Origin of the sequence: Sphingobacterium populi, assembly GCF_001586775.1 — a bacterium.
Taxonomy (GTDB): domain Bacteria; phylum Bacteroidota; class Bacteroidia; order Sphingobacteriales; family Sphingobacteriaceae; genus Sphingobacterium; species Sphingobacterium populi.
The window spans coordinates 25472-43163 of record NZ_LQXS01000006.1 but is presented as its reverse complement, the minus strand read 5'-3'; the positions used below and the strand labels follow the sequence as shown (position 1 = coordinate 43163).

Annotated in this window: 17 protein-coding genes and 1 pseudogene; 11 read left to right on the top strand and 7 right to left on the bottom strand. The window is 43.9% G+C overall.

The features are described from left to right. Positions 1 to 2: 2 nt before the first annotated feature. From A0125_RS13650 to hisIE, 8 genes are all read left to right on the top strand, one after another. Positions 3 to 377 carry an STAS domain-containing protein gene (locus tag A0125_RS13650; RefSeq protein ID WP_066757383.1) on the top strand — a complete coding sequence of 125 codons (375 nt, stop codon included), beginning with the start codon at positions 3 to 5 and terminating at the stop codon, positions 375 to 377. Then, complete coding sequence (locus tag A0125_RS13645; RefSeq protein WP_317038825.1) at positions 343 to 1299, top strand: ribonuclease Z; 957 nt, start codon at positions 343 to 345, stop codon at positions 1297 to 1299. Before A0125_RS13650 ends, A0125_RS13645 begins: the two co-directional genes overlap by 35 nt. A gap of 91 nt (positions 1300 to 1390) precedes the next feature. After that, on the top strand, positions 1391 to 2443 hold the full coding sequence (gene hisC, locus A0125_RS13640; protein ID WP_066757377.1) for a histidinol-phosphate transaminase: 1053 nt from the start codon (positions 1391 to 1393) through the stop codon (positions 2441 to 2443). 8 nt (positions 2444 to 2451) lie between these two features. Further along, positions 2452 to 3591 (top strand): bifunctional histidinol-phosphatase/imidazoleglycerol-phosphate dehydratase HisB, encoded by a 1140-nt coding sequence (gene hisB, locus A0125_RS13635; RefSeq protein WP_066757374.1) that lies wholly within the window; start codon positions 2452 to 2454, stop codon positions 3589 to 3591. Positions 3592 to 3623: 32 nt separating this feature from the next. Next, positions 3624 to 4214 (top strand): imidazole glycerol phosphate synthase subunit HisH, encoded by a 591-nt coding sequence (gene hisH / locus A0125_RS13630; protein WP_066757371.1) that lies wholly within the window; start codon positions 3624 to 3626, stop codon positions 4212 to 4214. Between the two features lie 111 nt (positions 4215 to 4325). Further along, positions 4326 to 5078 carry a 1-(5-phosphoribosyl)-5-[(5-phosphoribosylamino)methylideneamino]imidazole-4-carboxamide isomerase gene (locus A0125_RS13625; protein ID WP_066757369.1) on the top strand — a complete coding sequence of 251 codons (753 nt, stop codon included), beginning with the start codon at positions 4326 to 4328 and terminating at the stop codon, positions 5076 to 5078. 1 nt (position 5079) lies between these two features. Next, positions 5080 to 5832: an imidazole glycerol phosphate synthase subunit HisF gene (gene hisF, locus A0125_RS13620; protein WP_066757366.1), complete on the top strand. Its 753-nt coding sequence runs from the start codon at positions 5080 to 5082 to the stop codon at positions 5830 to 5832. 29 nt (positions 5833 to 5861) lie between these two features. Beyond that, complete coding sequence (hisIE, locus tag A0125_RS13615; protein WP_066757363.1) at positions 5862 to 6452, top strand: bifunctional phosphoribosyl-AMP cyclohydrolase/phosphoribosyl-ATP diphosphatase HisIE; 591 nt, start codon at positions 5862 to 5864, stop codon at positions 6450 to 6452. Positions 6453 to 6458: 6 nt separating this feature from the next. Here the strand turns inward: hisIE and A0125_RS15645 are convergent, their stop codons facing one another. Further along, positions 6459 to 6641: a hypothetical protein gene (locus tag A0125_RS15645; protein WP_156472557.1), complete on the bottom strand. Its 183-nt coding sequence runs from the start codon at positions 6639 to 6641 to the stop codon at positions 6459 to 6461. Positions 6642 to 6751: 110 nt separating this feature from the next. Between A0125_RS15645 and A0125_RS13610 the strand changes: the two genes are divergently transcribed. Further along, on the top strand, positions 6752 to 7651 hold the full coding sequence (locus tag A0125_RS13610) for a WD40 repeat domain-containing protein (protein ID WP_066757362.1): 900 nt from the start codon (positions 6752 to 6754) through the stop codon (positions 7649 to 7651). Here the strand turns inward: A0125_RS13610 and A0125_RS13605 are convergent. From A0125_RS13605 to A0125_RS13580, 6 genes and pseudogenes are all read right to left on the bottom strand, one after another. Continuing rightward, on the bottom strand, positions 7648 to 8133 hold the full coding sequence (locus A0125_RS13605; RefSeq protein ID WP_066757359.1) for a GAF domain-containing protein: 486 nt from the start codon (positions 8131 to 8133) through the stop codon (positions 7648 to 7650). The genes A0125_RS13610 and A0125_RS13605 overlap by 4 nt on opposite strands. Positions 8134 to 8160: 27 nt before the next feature. After that, on the bottom strand, positions 8161 to 8748 hold the full coding sequence (ruvA, locus tag A0125_RS13600) for a Holliday junction branch migration protein RuvA (RefSeq protein ID WP_066757356.1): 588 nt from the start codon (positions 8746 to 8748) through the stop codon (positions 8161 to 8163). 19 nt (positions 8749 to 8767) lie between these two features. Then, positions 8768 to 11043: pseudogene (locus A0125_RS13595) on the bottom strand (NADP-dependent malic enzyme). Between the two features lie 68 nt (positions 11044 to 11111). Beyond that, positions 11112 to 12524: a D-alanyl-D-alanine carboxypeptidase/D-alanyl-D-alanine endopeptidase gene (dacB, locus tag A0125_RS13590; protein ID WP_082785042.1), complete on the bottom strand. Its 1413-nt coding sequence runs from the start codon at positions 12522 to 12524 to the stop codon at positions 11112 to 11114. 103 nt (positions 12525 to 12627) lie between these two features. Beyond that, entirely contained in the window at positions 12628 to 14403 is a 1776-nt protein-coding gene (locus tag A0125_RS13585) for an aminopeptidase P family protein (RefSeq protein WP_066757353.1), read from the bottom strand. A gap of 32 nt (positions 14404 to 14435) precedes the next feature. After that, positions 14436 to 15494: an Mrp/NBP35 family ATP-binding protein gene (locus tag A0125_RS13580; RefSeq protein WP_066757351.1), complete on the bottom strand. Its 1059-nt coding sequence runs from the start codon at positions 15492 to 15494 to the stop codon at positions 14436 to 14438. Positions 15495 to 15620: 126 nt separating this feature from the next. Here A0125_RS13580 and A0125_RS15930 point away from each other — a divergent pair, with 126 nt between their 5' ends. Both A0125_RS15930 and A0125_RS13570 read left to right on the top strand, forming a co-directional pair. Continuing rightward, a complete protein-coding gene (locus A0125_RS15930) occupies positions 15621 to 15833 on the top strand; it encodes a hypothetical protein (protein ID WP_066757349.1) in 213 nt (70 codons plus the stop codon). 26 nt (positions 15834 to 15859) lie between these two features. Then, a complete protein-coding gene (locus tag A0125_RS13570; protein ID WP_066757347.1) occupies positions 15860 to 17689 on the top strand; it encodes a transglycosylase domain-containing protein in 1830 nt (609 codons plus the stop codon). Positions 17690 to 17692: the final 3 nt, after the last annotated feature.

Genomic DNA, 17692 nt, shown 5'->3' with positions numbered 1-17692 from the left:
CTATGAAATTCACGGTAGAAAAAGGAGAACGTTTTGTGGTGATTGAACCGCACGCTACTTGTCTGAATGGAGAGGTTGCCGGCAAGCTAAAAGGTGAATTTATGCTACGTAATACTGGCGGACAAAGAAATATCATCTTAGATCTTAACCGTGTGGAGTCTGTAGATGAAGATGGGATACGTGTTGGGTTGCTTGCGCGTCGCTTATGCAAATCTATGGGCGGACTTTTTATCTTGGTCAACATCAACGACAATGTGTTGAGCTTTATGAAGACGATCGGATTAGAATCCTATTTTAAATCAGCGAAAGACATTGAAAGAGCTAAAGATATGATCTTTGGCAATGAGCTTCGTTTGGATCTTCGGGTCGATCAATAATATGCGCTTCTCTGTTCTCATATTAGGAAACAGTTCGGCTACTCCTATGTACGAGCGGCATCCTACTGCTCAAGTCGTCAATCATAATGAGCAGTTGTACTTGATCGATTGCGGAGAAGGCACGCAGATGCAACTTACACGCTACGGTATCAAAAGTAACCGGATCAACCACATTTTTATCAGTCACCTACATGGCGATCATTACCTTGGTTTGGTAGGTTTGGTGTCATCGATGCACCTGATGGGCCGCAAAAGCGATTTGCATCTATATGGGCCAGCACCGTTAGAAGAGATTCTGGCCTTAAATTTTAAATATTCTGAGACAGAACTTCGCTACAACCTGATTTTTCACCCAACTAATCCGCACGAACAGGAAGTGGTTTATGATTCCAAATTATTACGCGTAGAGTCATTTCCATTACGTCATCGGATTGCCTGCACCGGGTTTCGATTTCAGGAAGGTGAGCGTCCTGCCAAGTTAGATATGGAAAAGGCTGCCAAATTGGAGATTCCTACAGCTTTGATAAATGGAATAAAGTGGGGTTTGGATTTTACAGATAAGGATGGCAAGGTATATCCATCTAGCGAATTAACGACAGCGCCACCTCGGCCAAGAAGTTATGCATATTGCTCAGATACGGTGCGAATTCCTGATTATCTCCCATCGATTCATCGCGCAAATCTGCTATATCATGAATCTACTTTCTTAGATGAGATGAGGGAGCGTGCCGTGGAGACATTTCATACTACGGCCTTGCAGGCAGGTGAGGTTGCCAAGCAAGCAGAAGTTAATCATTTACTTTTAGGTCATTACTCTGCACGCTACAAAACTAGGGAGCTAAATTTGTTATTGGATGAAGCCCGTTCTGCATTTCCGCATACCGATCTTTCTGTAGAAGGAAAGTGGTATGATGTGGAGTAGTATATCATGCATTCTGCCAAAATAGTTCATGTAATTCATGATATTTTGCTCATATTTACAAAATCATAATTTTTCCACCATTTAGTTAGTAATGTCATTTAATTTAGACTTTCTTTTAAGGGAAAACATAAAAAATCTACATCCTTACTCGTCTGCCAGGGATGAATTCGATGGCGAGGCAAGCGTGATGTTGGATGCTAATGAAAACGCTTATGGCTCACCGTTGAGTCAGTCTTTCAATCGCTATCCTGACCCATTGCAGTTGGCTGTAAAGCAAAAATTATCGACCATCAAAGGTGTGCCTGCCGATCATATCTTCCTGGGCAACGGCTCTGATGAGGCGATCGATCTTCTATTTCGAGCATTTTGCAGGCCAGGCATAGATAACGTTATTTTGTTGCCACCAACTTATGGCATGTACGAAGTTTCGGCCAACATCAACGATGTTGCGGTACGCAAAGTGACACTAACAGCCGACTATCAATTAGATATTGACGGCATTGCAGCAGCAATAGATGCACACACCAAAATAATTTTCATTTGTTCGCCGAATAATCCTACGGGCAATAGCATACGCCGTCAGGATATTGAAACTATTCTCGTCAATTTTGATGGCATTGTGGTGCTAGATGAGGCTTATATCAATTATTCCAAGCAAAGTTCGTTCTTGCCGAGTTTGGTGGAGTTTCCCAATCTGGTCATTTTGCAGACTTTGTCCAAAGCTTGGGGATTGGCTGCGTTGCGGCTGGGCATGGCGTTCGCCAGCAAGGAGATTATTCAGGTATTCAACAAGATAAAACCACCATATAATATCAACCAAGCAACACAAACTTTTGCCATCGAAGCTCTGGAGCGGATCGATACGGTCAATGCCTGGATTCGAGAAACGGTAGATGAACGCAGCTTGTTGGTACAGCAGTTACAACGTATTCCGCAGGTGCAGCATATCACACCATCAGATGCTAATTTCGTATTAGTGCGTTTGCAAGACGCACGGGAATTATACCGTTACTTGGTGAGCAAAGGCATCATCGTGCGCGACCGATCGACAGTGACCTTGTGCGAAGGTGCGCTGCGCATGACGGTGGGTACGCCCGATGAAAACAGAGCATTGTTGTCACAAATTGAAGAATTCTATACCTAATACGAGATATGTCAAATTTATTGAAGCGCGTCTTATTTATCGACCGTGATGGCACTTTGATACTGGAGCCCGAAGACGAGCAAATTGATTCGTTTGCCAAGTTGAAATTTTATCCAGGCGCCTTGCAGTACCTGCCCAAAATCGCGAAAGAACTAGATTTTGAATTGGTATTGGTAACTAACCAAGACGGATTAGGCACAGATTCGCATCCGGAAGACAACTTTTGGCCTGTGCATCAGTTTATCATGGAAACTTTCGCCGGAGAAGGCGTGGTGTTTGCCAGAGAACATATCGATCGTACCTTTCCTCATGAAAACGCAGCTACACGCAAGCCAGGAATTGGTTTGCTAGGCGAATATTTTGATGAAGAAAAGTATCATTTGGCCGAATCCTTTGTGATCGGTGATCGGGTAAATGATGTGAAGTTGGCACAAAATCTTGGTGCGAAAGCCATTTGGCTTGGAGGCAATACGGCGCTTGGCCAGGCAGAGAATGTCGAGATATCGGCAGATGCTGTAGCATTGCAGACCACTGATTGGAAAGCAATCTATGAATTTCTAAAATTGGGAACACGCACAGCATCGCATCAACGTAAAACCAATGAAACCGATATATCCATCGCCATCAATCTGGATGGTAGCGGCAAATCGGATATAGACACCGGGTTACCATTTTTCGACCATATGCTTGACCAGATTGCCCGTCACGGTGCATTGGATCTCACGATTCGCGCCAAAGGTGATCTGCATATTGATGAGCATCATACGATTGAAGACACCGGAATCGCTTTAGGCGAAATTTTCGCGCAAGTGCTGGGCGACAAGCGTGGTATTGAGCGCTATGCGTTTACCTTACCGATGGACGATTGTTTGGCACAGGTGGCAATTGATTTTGGAGGTCGTAGCTGGATTGTGTGGGACGCCGAATTCAAACGTGAGAAGATTGGCGATATGCCAACCGAGATGTTTTTCCATTTTTTCAAATCCTTCAGCGACGCTTCGCGTACTAATTTGAATATCAAAGCTGAAGGTGATAATGAACATCACAAGATCGAAGCCATTTTCAAAGCCTTTGCCAAGTCGATTAAGAAAGCGGTAAAGCGCGATGCAGATAATATGCAACTGCCAAGTACCAAGGGCTTGTTGTAGTCGTTTACTCGGCAAAATATTTAATAGACCACATGATTGGAATTGTAAACTACGGAGCAGGCAACATATTTTCATTGACAGCCGCATTAGTGCGTTGCAATCTGCCATACGGTATGATCAATGAGCCGGCCGATTTCGATAAATACGAACGTATTATTATCCCTGGAGTTGGCCACGCTGGTGCTGCTATGCAAAAATTGCGCGATTCGGGATTGGCAGAAGCCATTCCTTCGCTTACCAAGCCGGTGTTGGGGATTTGTGTCGGTATGCAGTTGCTCACCAGCTTTTCGGAAGAGGGTGGTGCAGCCATGTTGGGCATTTTTCCGATGCGTACGCTTCATTTTCAACAACGCATTTCCGAAAAAGTACCACATATGGGCTGGAATACCACGCAAATACGGCATGATAACCGGCTGTTTGATGGCATCGCAGATAATACGTACTTCTACTTTGTACATTCTTTTTTTATCGAATTCCAAGAAGAATTCACGGCCAGTTCGACCACATATGGAGTTGAATATGCAGCAAGTATTCATAAAAAAAACTTTTATGGCGTACAATTTCATCCAGAGAAATCTGGTCCAGCAGGGGAGCAATTGCTCCTAAACTTTGCTACGCTGTAAACATAAACGGTAAAGATGCACCTCTGAACATGCAGAATCGCGCGTACATCGTTACCAATAATTCGTTATTTTTGAACAGTAAACTGATTTTTTATATTGATTGATTCTACCATGTATATTATACCAGCTATTGACGTTTTAGACAAAAAAGTAGTACGCCTCCGCGAAGGAAACTATGATGATGTCACCCACTACGAGATATCTTTAGAAGAGCAAATTACCAACTACCACGCTAATGGCACGGAGATCGTGCACATCATTGATCTCAATGGCGCCAAAGGTGATTTCTCCAATCAGCAATATCTTTTTGAGGTATTGAAAAAAACGGATATGAAGGTGCAATACGGTGGCGGAGTTCGCAGTATTGATAAGGTAAAAGAATTAGTCGATGCCGGCGTATACCGCGTGATAGTGGGTACACAAGCCATTACGAATCCTACTTTCTTGGAGGAATTAAGCGCCCTAAACGAAGGTAGAGTGAAATATGCCGACCATGTAGTCGTCGCTATCGATGTGCTCGATGAGGTAATTAAGTATTCGGGTTGGTTAGAAAGCTCGCCGATCAAATTAATTGAATACATTGATAAATGTCTTTCTTTGGGCTTTTACCGCTTCCTTTGTACCGATATCAGTAAAGATGGCAAGCTAGGTGGAGCCGGTGTAGAATTGTATAAAAAACTATTGGATCACTCTCCCATCATCAAATTGATCGCCTCGGGTGGTATCAGTTCGATGGAAGATATACAGGCGTTGCAAGACTTGCAACATATCGAGTCGGTCGTAGTAGGTAAGGCTATTTATGAAAATCGCATTTCTATTGATGAGATCAAAGACTGGAACCTAAAAGCATTGATTAAGTTCTAGTATGCTCGCAAAACGTATTATTCCCTGTCTGGATGTAAAAGACGGCCGCACCGTAAAAGGGGTCAACTTTGTCGACCTGCGTGATGCCGGCGATCCCGTCGAGTTGGCTTGGCAATATTCGCAGCAGGGAGCAGATGAATTGGTATTTCTCGATATCACCGCCACACACGAAGGTCGTAAAACGACAATCGATTTGGTCAAGGCAGTAGCGCGCCAAGTCAATATTCCATTCACTATTGGCGGTGGGATCAATGAATTGAAAGATGCCGATGCCTTGCTGGCAGCAGGTGCAGACAAGATTTCTATCAATTCTGCTGCAGTACGCAATCCGAAGTTGATTGATGAGCTTGCTAAATCTTTTGGAAGCCAGTTTGTGGTCGTCGCGGTAGATACTCGTTTCGTCACGACAAGAAACTATGTGCATTTGCGTGGCGGTCGCGAACTGACCGATATTGTCACAGAAGAATGGATCAAAGAGGCCGAAAGCCGAGGAGCAGGAGAGATTTTACTCACGTCCATGGATCACGACGGCACAAAGAATGGATTTGATGTATCTTTGCTATCGCGGATCAATGCAGCGATAAACATTCCTTTGATTGCATCTGGTGGTGCAGGTAATGAACAGCATTTTGTAGATGTGTTCCAGCAAAGTGGCGTAGATGCTGCTTTGGCAGCATCAGTATTTCACTACGGCGAAATACTGATTCCAGACTTAAAAGAAACACTAAGAAAAAACCACCTAGTGGTGAGATAATAATAAAAACCGAAGGGATATAAAGGCTTATGCAGAAGGTAGATTTTTCAAAAGGAGACGGTCTAGTCCCAGTGATTGTGCAAGATGCGCAAACGCTGGAAGTGTTGATGCTAGGATATGTGAATGACGAAGCTTGGGAAAAAACCCAAGCAGAGCGCCGCGTTACCTTTTATTCGCGCAGTAAGCAACGCCTGTGGACGAAAGGCGAAGAAAGTGGACATTTCTTAGAAGTGCAAGACCTGCATGTAGATTGCGACCAGGATACAATCTTGATCAAAGCATTACCAGAAGGGCCGACATGCCATACCGGAAGTCGAAGCTGCTTCAATACCGAGCACAACCAAAATTTCCTTTTCGAGCTAGAACGTGTAATCCAACAACGCATCGATGTCCCTGTAGAAGGGTCTTATGTAAATAGCCTGCGCCAAAAAGGATTAAATAAGATCGCACAAAAAGTGGGTGAAGAAGCAGTCGAAACTGTTATCGCGGCACTGGCAGAGACGCAACACGATTTTATCAACGAATCATCAGACTTGATCTTCCATCTCATTTTATTATTAAAAGAAAAGGGATTGGGCTTGCAAGAAATTGCTGCCAACTTAGCATCGCGGCATAAGTAAACCCGGCTATTGCATAATATTCTTTTTTCTTCGGCGCAGCGTGAATACCTGCGCCACTATACCGATTGCACATATCAATATATTAAATAAGAATGCCTTTGTGCCGATCTGATCTGTCAGGAAGAAGTACAGAGCGGCTACAGCTAGTAGGCTAAAACCAATAATGATCACGACGGATACCTTTTTCATAACGAGGGAGCTTTAGTATTCTGATACGTATTATCGTATTACGGTCAAGAATACTACAGCTAAGCTGCTGAAATTGTTTTTGTCGTGAACGAAGCCGTATCTTTGTAACTATGCCAGATGTCTCTTTACTCCATACGCTTCGCGGTCATCAAAACCCTATTTATACCTTAACAACCGTCGGTAATCACACCTTGTTCTCGGGTGGTAATGACAAAGGCGTCGTAGAATGGGATTTGCAAACTATGCAGTTCAAACGGATCTTGTGCGCCGTGTCGCATTCTGTATATGCATTGCATCGGATTCCCAATACCGATTTTTTGGCGATTGGCTTGCGCTCTGGCGAGGTTTTGATTGTCAATTATGTGGAGCAGAAGTTGGTGACAAAGCTAAAAACGGAATCGGGTGCCGTGTTTGCCATCCAAGCTTTGTCCGAGAAATCAGAATTGATTGCGATTGGCGAAGAGGGAGTAGCTTACGTATACGATACGATCTATTTTAAGCTTCTGTATCGATTCCGCGTGTCGAAAGATACAGTACGCGCCATTGCAATCGATCCAGAAAACGCTACAGTCTATTTTGGAGACAAATCTGGTGCGATCTACCAATATGATAGTGCTCAATATGAATTTAAGCAGCAGGTTTTGGCACATAAGATGCCGGTAACGAGTTTATGTGTTGTGGGTGAACAACTGTTTTCTGGTGGCAGAGATGCCAAAATGTACCAATTATCTACCGCTGATTTTGCGGTGCAACATGAGATTACACCGCATATGTTTACCGTTTATGGTATCGTTTCCAATGTCGATCAAACACAGATCGCAACGGCGAGTCGCGATAAAACTTGGAAGATCTGGGATCCGAAAACCTTGACGCTACTCAAAAATATCAGTGTGGATCGCGGTTATGAAAGCCATATGCTATCCATTAACAGCATACTGTGGCAAGATGAGAAAATCTTCACTGCAGGTGATGATAAAGCGATTAAAGTGTGGGGGATAGCGGCAGGCTAAATTATTGAGGCTGCGGTTAAAATCTGTACCATTTCTTGTAAATATTTCGCATCTACCGCATCAAAACTATTCAACTCCGCACTATCAACATCTAAGACGCCAACGCAGTTATCGTCATGCATGATGGGAAGAACAATCTCCGAGCGAGACAAAGAGCTACATGCAATATGACCTGGAAAGGCTTCTACATCAGGTACAACAATGGTTTTGGCCTGCGCCCATGCCGTACCACACACACCGCGATTGTGCGCAATGCGCGTACAGGCTACAGGTCCTTGAAACGGGCCTAATACCAATTGCTCGTCTTTCACTAAGTAAAAACCTACCCAGAAAAAATCAAACTGCTCTTTTAAAGCTGCCGCAAGGTTGGCCATATTGGCCACAAAATCGGATTCGTAATCAATCAGCGCCTTAACTTGCGGAAGTAAAGCTTGGTATTGTTCTTCTTTAGTACCAGTTGCACGTGTTAAATCTTCGGCCATAGTAGAATCGTGGGATAAGCGGGATATTTATAGTTTTTTCAGTGCAGCTTTGATAAGGCTTTCTACAGATTGATCTTCTGATGAGGATAATAAAATTTGCTGCATGACCTTTTCTATCTGCGGTTTAGGGAATCCCAACATAATTAATGCAGATGTGGCCTCATCGTGTGCTGATTGAGTCGGCACGTGATCCATCAATAAGGCATTCGGACCTTCTTTTTTCAACTTATCCTGTAATTCTAAGATCACGCGTTGCGCCGTTTTAGGGCCGATGCCTTTGATCTTTTGAATCACGGCTACTTGCCCTTGTACTATCGCCTGCTGTATTTCTTCTGGCGTAATGGAAGAAAGCATCATCCGCCCCGTATTGGCGCCAATTCCTGACACAGAAATCAAGTGATTAAATAAGTGCCGTTCACTCTCTGTCGCAAAGCCGTACATCGTGTGTGAATCTTCACGCACTTGAAAAGAAATGAACAGCTTACAACGCTCCACTTCTTTGATTTGACTGAATGTAGTCAAGGAGATGTGTACATGGTAACCCACGCCACCCACGTCAATGATGACGTGGGTAGGGGATTTTAATACGAGCTGTCCGTCGAGGTATTCGTACATATTCTTTTGTTGGATAAACTTATTTTTCTCTAGATTGAGCGTCTACTACTGCAATTTTTACCATGTTGACAATCTCTCGTACCGAACTATCCAATTGCAATACGTGTACTGGCTTGTTCATGCCCAATAAGATAGGTCCTACAGCCTCAGCCTCACCCACTTCTTGCAATAGTTTATAAGCAATATTACCTGATTCCAAATTCGGGAATATCAACGTATTTGCAGCTTCACCGTTCAATTTGTTGAAAGGGAAGTTTGCATTCAACATCTCTTTATTCAAAGCAAAGTTGGCTTGCAAATCGCCATCTACGATGATATCTGGTGCTTTTTCGTGCAAGATTTTTACCGCTTCACGTGCTTTGTCGGCTACACGGCCTTCGGTCGAGCCAAAATTAGAGTACGAAAGCATCGCAATGCGTGGCGTAATATTAAAGCGCTCTTTAACTGCATTATTGACCAAAATGGTGATTTCGGCCAAATCTTCTGCACAAGGATCTTCATTTACGGTTGTATCAGCTAAAAAGATTGGGCCTTTTTTGGTTAACATCATATACATACCGGCTACACGGCTACCTGGTTTTGCCCCGATTACTTGAAGCGCCGGGCGAATAGTATTTGGATAAGTACGTGTTAATCCAGATATAAATGTATCGGCTTGTCCAAATTCGACCATCGAAGCTGCGTAATAATTACGATTGCTACGCATCAATTTTTCGGCTTCCAAATGGCTAATGCCACGTCGTTGGCGTTTAGTGTACAAGTGATCAACGTATTTTTTGAATTCCTCGGTTTTCGATTGTTTGCTTGGATCGATGATCTGCGTACCTTCTAATTCAAATGCATATTCTTCGATAATGTGACGAATACGCTCTTCGTCGCCCAATAGGATAGGAATAGCGATGCCTTCTTCTTGTACGATTTGTGCAGCACGCAATGTTTTGTAATTGTCTGCTTCGGCAAATACTACTCGTTTCGGGTTGTTCTGCGCACGCGCAGAAAGCGTACGCATGATGCCATCATCTTTACCCAAACGCTTGCGCAATTCTGTTGTATATTCGTCCCAGTTGTCGATAGTTTGACGGGCAACTCCAGACGCTATTGCAGCTTTGGCCACTGCCACAGATACTTCTGTTATCAAACGCGGATCGGTCGGTTTTGGAATAACATATTCTTCCCCAAACGGAGGTTGTTTGTGTTGTAAGCTTGGTTTACCTCTTCTGGCACAGGTTCTTTGGCCAATTTGGCGATAGCATGTACCGCAGCAATCTTCATGTCTTCGTTAATCGCCGTTGCGCGTACATCCAAAGCTCCACGGAAAATGTAGGGGAATCCCAATACATTGTTTACCTGATTTGGGTAATCAGATCGCCCTGTTCCCATAATAATGTCGTTGCGCGTTTTGCAGGCAAGATCATATGCGATTTCTGGATTAGGATTTGCCATGGCTAATACGATAGGTTTGGCAGCCATAGATTGTAACATCTCGGGAGTCAGTACATCTGCTGCAGACAATCCGATGAATACATCACTATCTTTGACCGCATCGGCCAACGTATAAATATCACGATCAGTTGCCCACTCTGCTTTGCTAGTGTCCAAATTGTCACGATCGCTGCGGATAACACCTTTGCTATCCAACATCACAATATTTTCTTTTTTAGCGCCTACAGCAATATACATTGCAGTACACGAAATTGCTGCCGCTCCGGCACCGTTAACAACGATTTTAACTTGGCTAATGTCTTTCTGCTGCAACTCGCAGGCATTGATAAGCGCTGCGCCAGAAATAATAGCGGTACCATGCTGATCGTCGTGCATGACCGGAATATTCATTTCCGCTTTTAATCTGCGCTCAATCTCAAAACATTCAGGTGCTTTGATGTCTTCTAAGTTGATACCTCCAAAAGTGGGTTCCAACGCTTTTACAATACGGACAAATTCATCTACATTTTTAGTATCCAACTCTAGGTCAAATACGTCGATGTCTGCAAAGATTTTGAACAACAAGCCTTTGCCTTCCATCACCGGCTTACCAGCTTGTGCACCAATATCACCCAGCCCTAATACAGCAGTACCGTTCGAAATAACCGCTACCAAATTGCCTTTCGCGGTGTACTTGTACGCATCTTCGCTATTCTCCGCAATGGCCAAGCAAGGCTCTGCAACTCCTGGTGAATAGGCTAATGATAAATCCCGTTGTGAACTATGTGGTTTGGTAGGGACTACCGCAATCTTGCCCGGACGACCGGATGAATGGTAACGTAAGGCGTCCTTTTTTCTATTTGAACTGCTCATTGAATACTTTTTTGATGTAAGTTTATGTTTGTGGGTACAAATCTATTATTATTCCATGACTTGGAGAATTATTGTTTCAACACGTTCAGTAATTTGAACATACGCTGACGCATACGCGCTGTGCTACCTTTGTAATTATTGACAAAAAGCGTGAAAGTCAGCTCTTGTCCAGCCTTGCTCGTCTGAAATCCGGTGTAGCCAAGTACACCGCCTATGGTACCACTTTTCATTTTCATTTGATTGATCGTGGGCAGACTTTTGTAGAAGTCAGCGTACCACGGCCTACTACAAGCGTATTGCATGATGCGGTTCATCGCATTGGCCGTCACGCGGTTTGCAGGCGATAATCCAGAACCATCTAGCATTCCTAGATCCACAGTAGGAATGTGTAAGGTTTTGTTCCAATGCGCAATGACATAATCGGCGCTTTCTGCTGTGGTTTTCACCTTTTTCTGCTCGCGTCCGATCGTTTTCAATAAGGCTTCGCCAAATAGGTTAATGCTTTTGTGATTGAACCAATAAATGATCTCAGCCAATGCGGGCGACTGATGCGTTGCAATGGTTTTCCCTGTAGATGCTACGTAATTGTTAAGTTTATACGCAGAAGCCGCAACGCCATCCACCAGCACACCTTCCTGTATCAGATTTGCTTTCAAATCGTGTGCGAGCTGATAGGCTGGATCCGGGATAGAGATCTCGATGGTTTTAGTCAGATCTTTACCATAACTGCCTTTTAACAGGATGGAATTGGCGTATGGTGTAGAAAAACCAAATACCTTGTCGCCTGTTCCTGCATTTCCAGTAGTCACTTCATTTCGGATGGTCAGATAACTCAGATCTACCGATAATTTTTTGATAGCCGCTGGTTTACCAACCGCTGCGGGCGAGAAGGTAATGCCTACTTTGTTCTCTTTCCAATTTAATCCCGAAACCCCAGCGCCATAGTAATTGCCAATGTCTGCCGCTGGCCAACCCGTCGGCACTTGATTACCGTCGAATATAGTATCATCACCAATGATACGACCGCGAATACGTTTAATGTCCAATTGTTTAATCGCAAAAGTCCAATTATCTAAGATATTTTGTGCTTGCGTAGAAGCGTAGCGATCACTGCCTAAAGTCGGGTCGCCGCTGCCTTTTATAATAATATCACCATCGAGGTTTCCTAGTTTATCAATGGTGCCAGTATATGATATGGTCGTGGTGTATTTATAATCGAAACCCAACAATTCGAATGCGGTGATACTCGTAATCACTTTCAAGGTCGAAGCAGTAGCCATTCCAGTATTTGCTTGATGCTCAAATACGACATGTCCCGTTTTTGAATCGGTGACAATCAAGGCGGCTTGCTGCGTCGCCAATCCGCCTTCGCTCCGAAATTGATTGAAAGCGTTTGATATTTGGCTGCTCAGGTTTTGCGCTTTTGTACTACTGAATGATAGTATAATAGAAAGTAGAAAAAGTAATTTTAGCTTTGGCATACAACAAATATCGGGATGCATTTTGAAAAAGCGGCGAAGAACTAAAGATATAAAAAGGTCTTACTGCAACTTACAGTAAGACCTTTTTATATATCTGAGTTATCTAAATAGCTTTAGTTTTCTCTTTCAGCCAAGCTGCTTCTTCTTCAGTGAGCAAAGGAGCAAGTTGGTTATACGTCCAATCGTTATACTGATTTAGCCAGTCGATGTGTTTTTGATCCAGCAACGCTGTGTTTACCAGATCTGTTGCGATATAGCAAATCGTCAATGTCTCAAAATCCATAAAATCGCCAAATTCATTATGCGAAAGCATCCGGCTCAGCACCAGATTTTCAATACGAATACCATACGAACCTTCACGATACAATCCAGGTTCTATAGAAGAGATCATTCCTTCTTCTATAGCAACATCCACATTCGATGGATTTAGGACCTGTGGACCTTCGTGCACATTTAGAAAGAATCCGACGCCGTGTCCTGTACCATGCCCATAGTTGCGCAATGTTTCCCAGATTGGGCGACGTGTGATCGCATCGATCTGATAGCCGCGTGTTCCTTGCGGAAAAACAGCCATCGATCCTTCGATCAATCCTTTCAGCACAATGGTATAATCTTCTTTTTCTTCAGCAGTGATATTTCCTAACGAAACAACGCGTGTAATGTCGGTAGTGCCTGATGTGTATTGGCCGCCCGAATCTACCAATAACAATCCGCTCGGTTTTAGTGTAGCATCACTTTTAGGCGTCGCTTTATAATGTGGCAATGCACCATGCTCCAAGTAGCCTGCAATGGTATCGAAAGAAATGTCTACAAATCCATCTTGCGCTGCGCGGAACGTGCGCAACTGGTCGGATATGCTGATTTCTGTCAATTGACCTTTGCTTACATTTTCTTCTAACCATTTGAAGAAACGCGTGAGCGCTACTCCATCTTTTAGCATGGTTTCGCGCGAAAAGCTAACTTCAGTTGGGTTCTTTACTGCCTTCAAAAAGGTAGAAGGATTGGTGTCTTCTAATACTGTTACGTGCGCTGGAATACTTTCGTAAACGGCGTAACAAGTCCGTTTTGGATCGATTAGGATCTGTTCTACTGCCAATTGTTGAACAGCGGGATGCACGCTGTCGTATGGTTTTATGTCAACACCTGCGGCGTTCAGCTCCGCTTGATCAGCTGCCGACAATTTGGTGTTGTCAATGAAGAGCGTTGCACGCTCCAACTCTATAATCAAGAAACCGAGCACCACTGGATTACAAGGCACATCATTACCGCGAATATTCAACGTCCAAGCCAAGTCATCTAAAGAAGAAATGATATGTGCCTGAGTATGTAGTTTCTCCATTTTGTGGCGAATAGCGGCAATTTTGCTGGCGGCATCTTGTCCCGTTGTATCGGGGTGGATGAGGTAAGCTGCATCTGTTGGAAGCAATGGCCTGTCTTCCCAAGCGGCATCCAACAAATCTTCACTGCCTTTAACGCAAATGCCTAATGGTTCTAACTTCTCTTTGATGGTATTTGCCAAAAGGAGTGAAGTCAGGTTACCATCGAAAGCAACCGTGTTTCCTTTGCTAAACTTCTCGCTTAGCCATTCTACATATTCTGCTTTGTGCTGTATTTTGAGTTTTACCAACTCAAAACCAGTATCTACGAGCTGCTCACGCCCTTGCACGAAATAACGCGCATCGGTCCATAATCCAGCAAAATCTTGTGTAATCACCAACGTGCCTGCCGATCCAGTAAATCCCGAAGTCCAAGCAATCGCTTTGAAGCGATCAGGAAGGTATTCGCTGATATGTGGATCTGCCGAAGGAATAATATAGGCATCTATACCGCGCTCCGCCATGGATTCGCGAATAGCTGCCAGCTTTTTAATGTGTTCCATATGTGATGTTGTTTTGTGCTAAAAAAATCTACTTAGGTATTTGCCAGAATAGATAATTCTTGCGCCACACGGCCAGCGATCTGCACATACGCTTGTGCTACAGGTTCCTGATCGTCCAGTAAAACCGGAAAACCATTGTCGCCTGCGTCTGCTACTGCTTTCACTAGCGGTATTTCGCCCAAGAAAGGCACGTTATTTTCGGTAGCCAATCGCTTGCCGCCATCTTTTCCAAAAATATAATATTGCTTATCTGGCAATTCTGCTGGAGTAAAATACGCCATATTTTCAACAATGCCCAAAATTGGCACGTTGATGCCTTCCATACGGTACATCGCCATTCCTTTGATCGCATCTGCTAGCGCAACATGTTGCGGTGTCGTTACAATTACTGCTCCAGAGATTGGATAAGTTTGTGATACGGTGATATGAATATCGCCTGTTCCAGGTGGCATATCGACTACCAAATAATCGATCTCACCCCAATCGGCATCATTGAAAAGCTGTTTGATTGCAGAAGTAGCCATCGGGCCGCGCCAAGGAATTGGCTGATTAGGGTCTGTAAAGAAACCAATACTCAACAGCTTCAGTCCGAAGCGCTCGATCGGTAAGATTTTAGTTTGCCCATCAGCTGATTGTGTGGATTGAGGCTTTGCGCCTTCCAAGCCAAACATAATCGGCAACGAAGGTCCATAGATATCCGCATCGAGCAAACCGGTGCGCGCACCTTGCTGGCTTAGCGCTAATGCCAAATTGGCTGCAACGGTAGATTTACCGACTCCGCCTTTACCAGAAGACACTAAAATAATATTTTTAATACCCTTCAGTTGGTTGCTGTCGGCAGCGATCACGCGCGATGTCATGTTAATGTCTACGTCAATCTCTTTAGAGACAAATAAACTGATGGCATTACGGCAGGCATGCTCGATGTGCCCTTTGAGCGGACAAGCAGGTGTCGTCAAAACGACATCGAACCGAATTTTGTTAGGAAGGATCTCTATATTTTGGATCATGTTCAGCGTCACGAGATCCTTTTTTAAATCAGGTTCTTCGACGTGACCAAGCGCATGTAGGATTTGTTCTTGCGTAATCATTATTTTTCGTTGGATATACAAAGCTAAATAATGCGGTGCACACTCGTGTCATTTAGATGTTTTTAATGTTTTTTGTCTATTTTTAACCCGTACTTTCAGATCATATTACTCGAGGGAAATCACACTATGTTTGCTAAGAAGATTTCGATCACCGCACAACAGAAAAAATGGCTTTGCATTTCGCTCGCGGCTTTGGTTGTGCTGTTGGCGATCGGCTTTATCTATTATTTTTCGGTTCGTCAGAGTTTGTTGGATCGTGCTATGCTTCGTGCACAAAAGCAATTAAAGGAGGAATATGGAGTTACATTGCGCGTGGAAGATTACGCTTCGCCGGATTAAGCACTGTAGCGCTAAATGGCGTAACAGTGATTCCAGATTCTGCGGCGCAGTTAATGGCGGTGGAACAATTGCAGGTATCGGTCGAGCTATGGCCTTTATTACGCAAGCGCATCAAGCTCAATGCGGTCGGTATGGATCGCGCTTCTTTTACTATGATAAATGACGGTGACGGCACTAACTATGACTTCTTGTTTCGTAAGAAAACAGCTTCCACGAAAGATACCTCCTTAACGGCAAGTAGTTTAGCGCAAAAAGTAGATCGTTTGATCCGCCAAGCATTCGATAAAATCCCCTCCAATCTGGATCTAAACGAAGTGCGCGTCACCTATCAGGATAGTTCGGGCGTGCAAGGGTTGTATGTGCCCGAAGGTAAAATGCGCAATGGTCGCTATGACGTCGATGTATTCTTGAATGAGGTAAGCGACAAATGGAATCTGAATGGTATAATAGATGCGGGTGATGAAGAGTTCAGCGTCACCGTGACATCAGATCGCGAAGATATGGAAGTGCCTTTCTTGCGCAGTAGATTGGGATTAGCAGTCCGGTTTAAGGCCGTAACTTTCGATCTGAAAGAGATAAAACGGCACGGTAAAGATCAATTAAAATTGTCCGGAAACTGGGAAGTGGACCAATTGCAGGTACAACATCGCAGACTGTCCGAAAAACCCATCGTCGTACCTCAGGCATCTGCAGAAGGCGGTTTTCTGCTGGCCGAAAATGCCGTGGAGTTGTTAGAAAACTCCTCGATCAAAGTGCGTGATTTTGTGGTGAAGCCAAAACTCAAATACACACATACCCCAAGCAAATTGCTGGAATTATCTGTCAGCACAGGTCAGTTTGCGGCACAAGATTTCTTTGATGCGATACCCACCGGCTTGTTCGAAACCTTGGAAGGCATCCAAGTGAAGGGCAATATTGCTTATCAATTGGATTTTAAAGTAGACTTCGACAATCCGGAAGATTTGGTGTTTCGCTCGCAGATGGACGATCGCGAATTGCAGATTGTACGTTGGGGCAGGGCCGATGTGGCAGCTTTGAATCAACCATTTGTACATGGAGTCTACGAAGATACCAGCAAGCTACGTGATATCGTGGTGGCAACCTCCAATCCCAACTTTAGAAATCTAGCACAGATCGCGCCGATCCTACGACGTACGGTATTGAATACCGAAGATCCATTTTTTTACAAACATCATGGTTTCGAAGAAGAAGCATTCAAGCTATCTATCGTAACCAACATCAAAGAACGCGCCTTCAAGCGTGGCGCGAGTACCATCTCCATGCAATTGGTGAAAAACTTGTATTTAGATCGTAATAAAACCATGACGCGCAAGTTTGAAGAGATCATACTGGTGTGGCTGATGGAGCGTTCCAAAGTAGTCAGTAAAGATCGCTTGTTTGAAATCTATCTCAACATCATTGAGTGGGGCAAAAATGTCTATGGTATCACCGAAGCGGCCAATTACTATTTTGGCAAGACACCAGACGAGTTGGATCTCGGCGAGAGTTTGTTCTTATCGAGTATCATTCCTCGTCCTAAAACTGGTTTGTCATCTTTCGATTATACCGGTCATTTGAAACCATGGGTACGCCGGCATTTTAATACCTACGGTTACATTTTATCAAAACTAAATCAATTGCATGACGTCGCTGTGCCCGAAGCGTACGGTTTTTATGGCGTTACCTTGCAGCCTAATCTTCGGCCACCTAGACCATATGGTGTCGTTGATTCCATCCCTTCATCGGATGATTTGCATGATCTGATTGATGGTATTGATGCAGAAGAACAGCAGCGCCGTAGCTTGATAGAACGCCTGTTTGGCAAAAAGGAACAAGAAGAAATTGAAGAAGAATAAAAC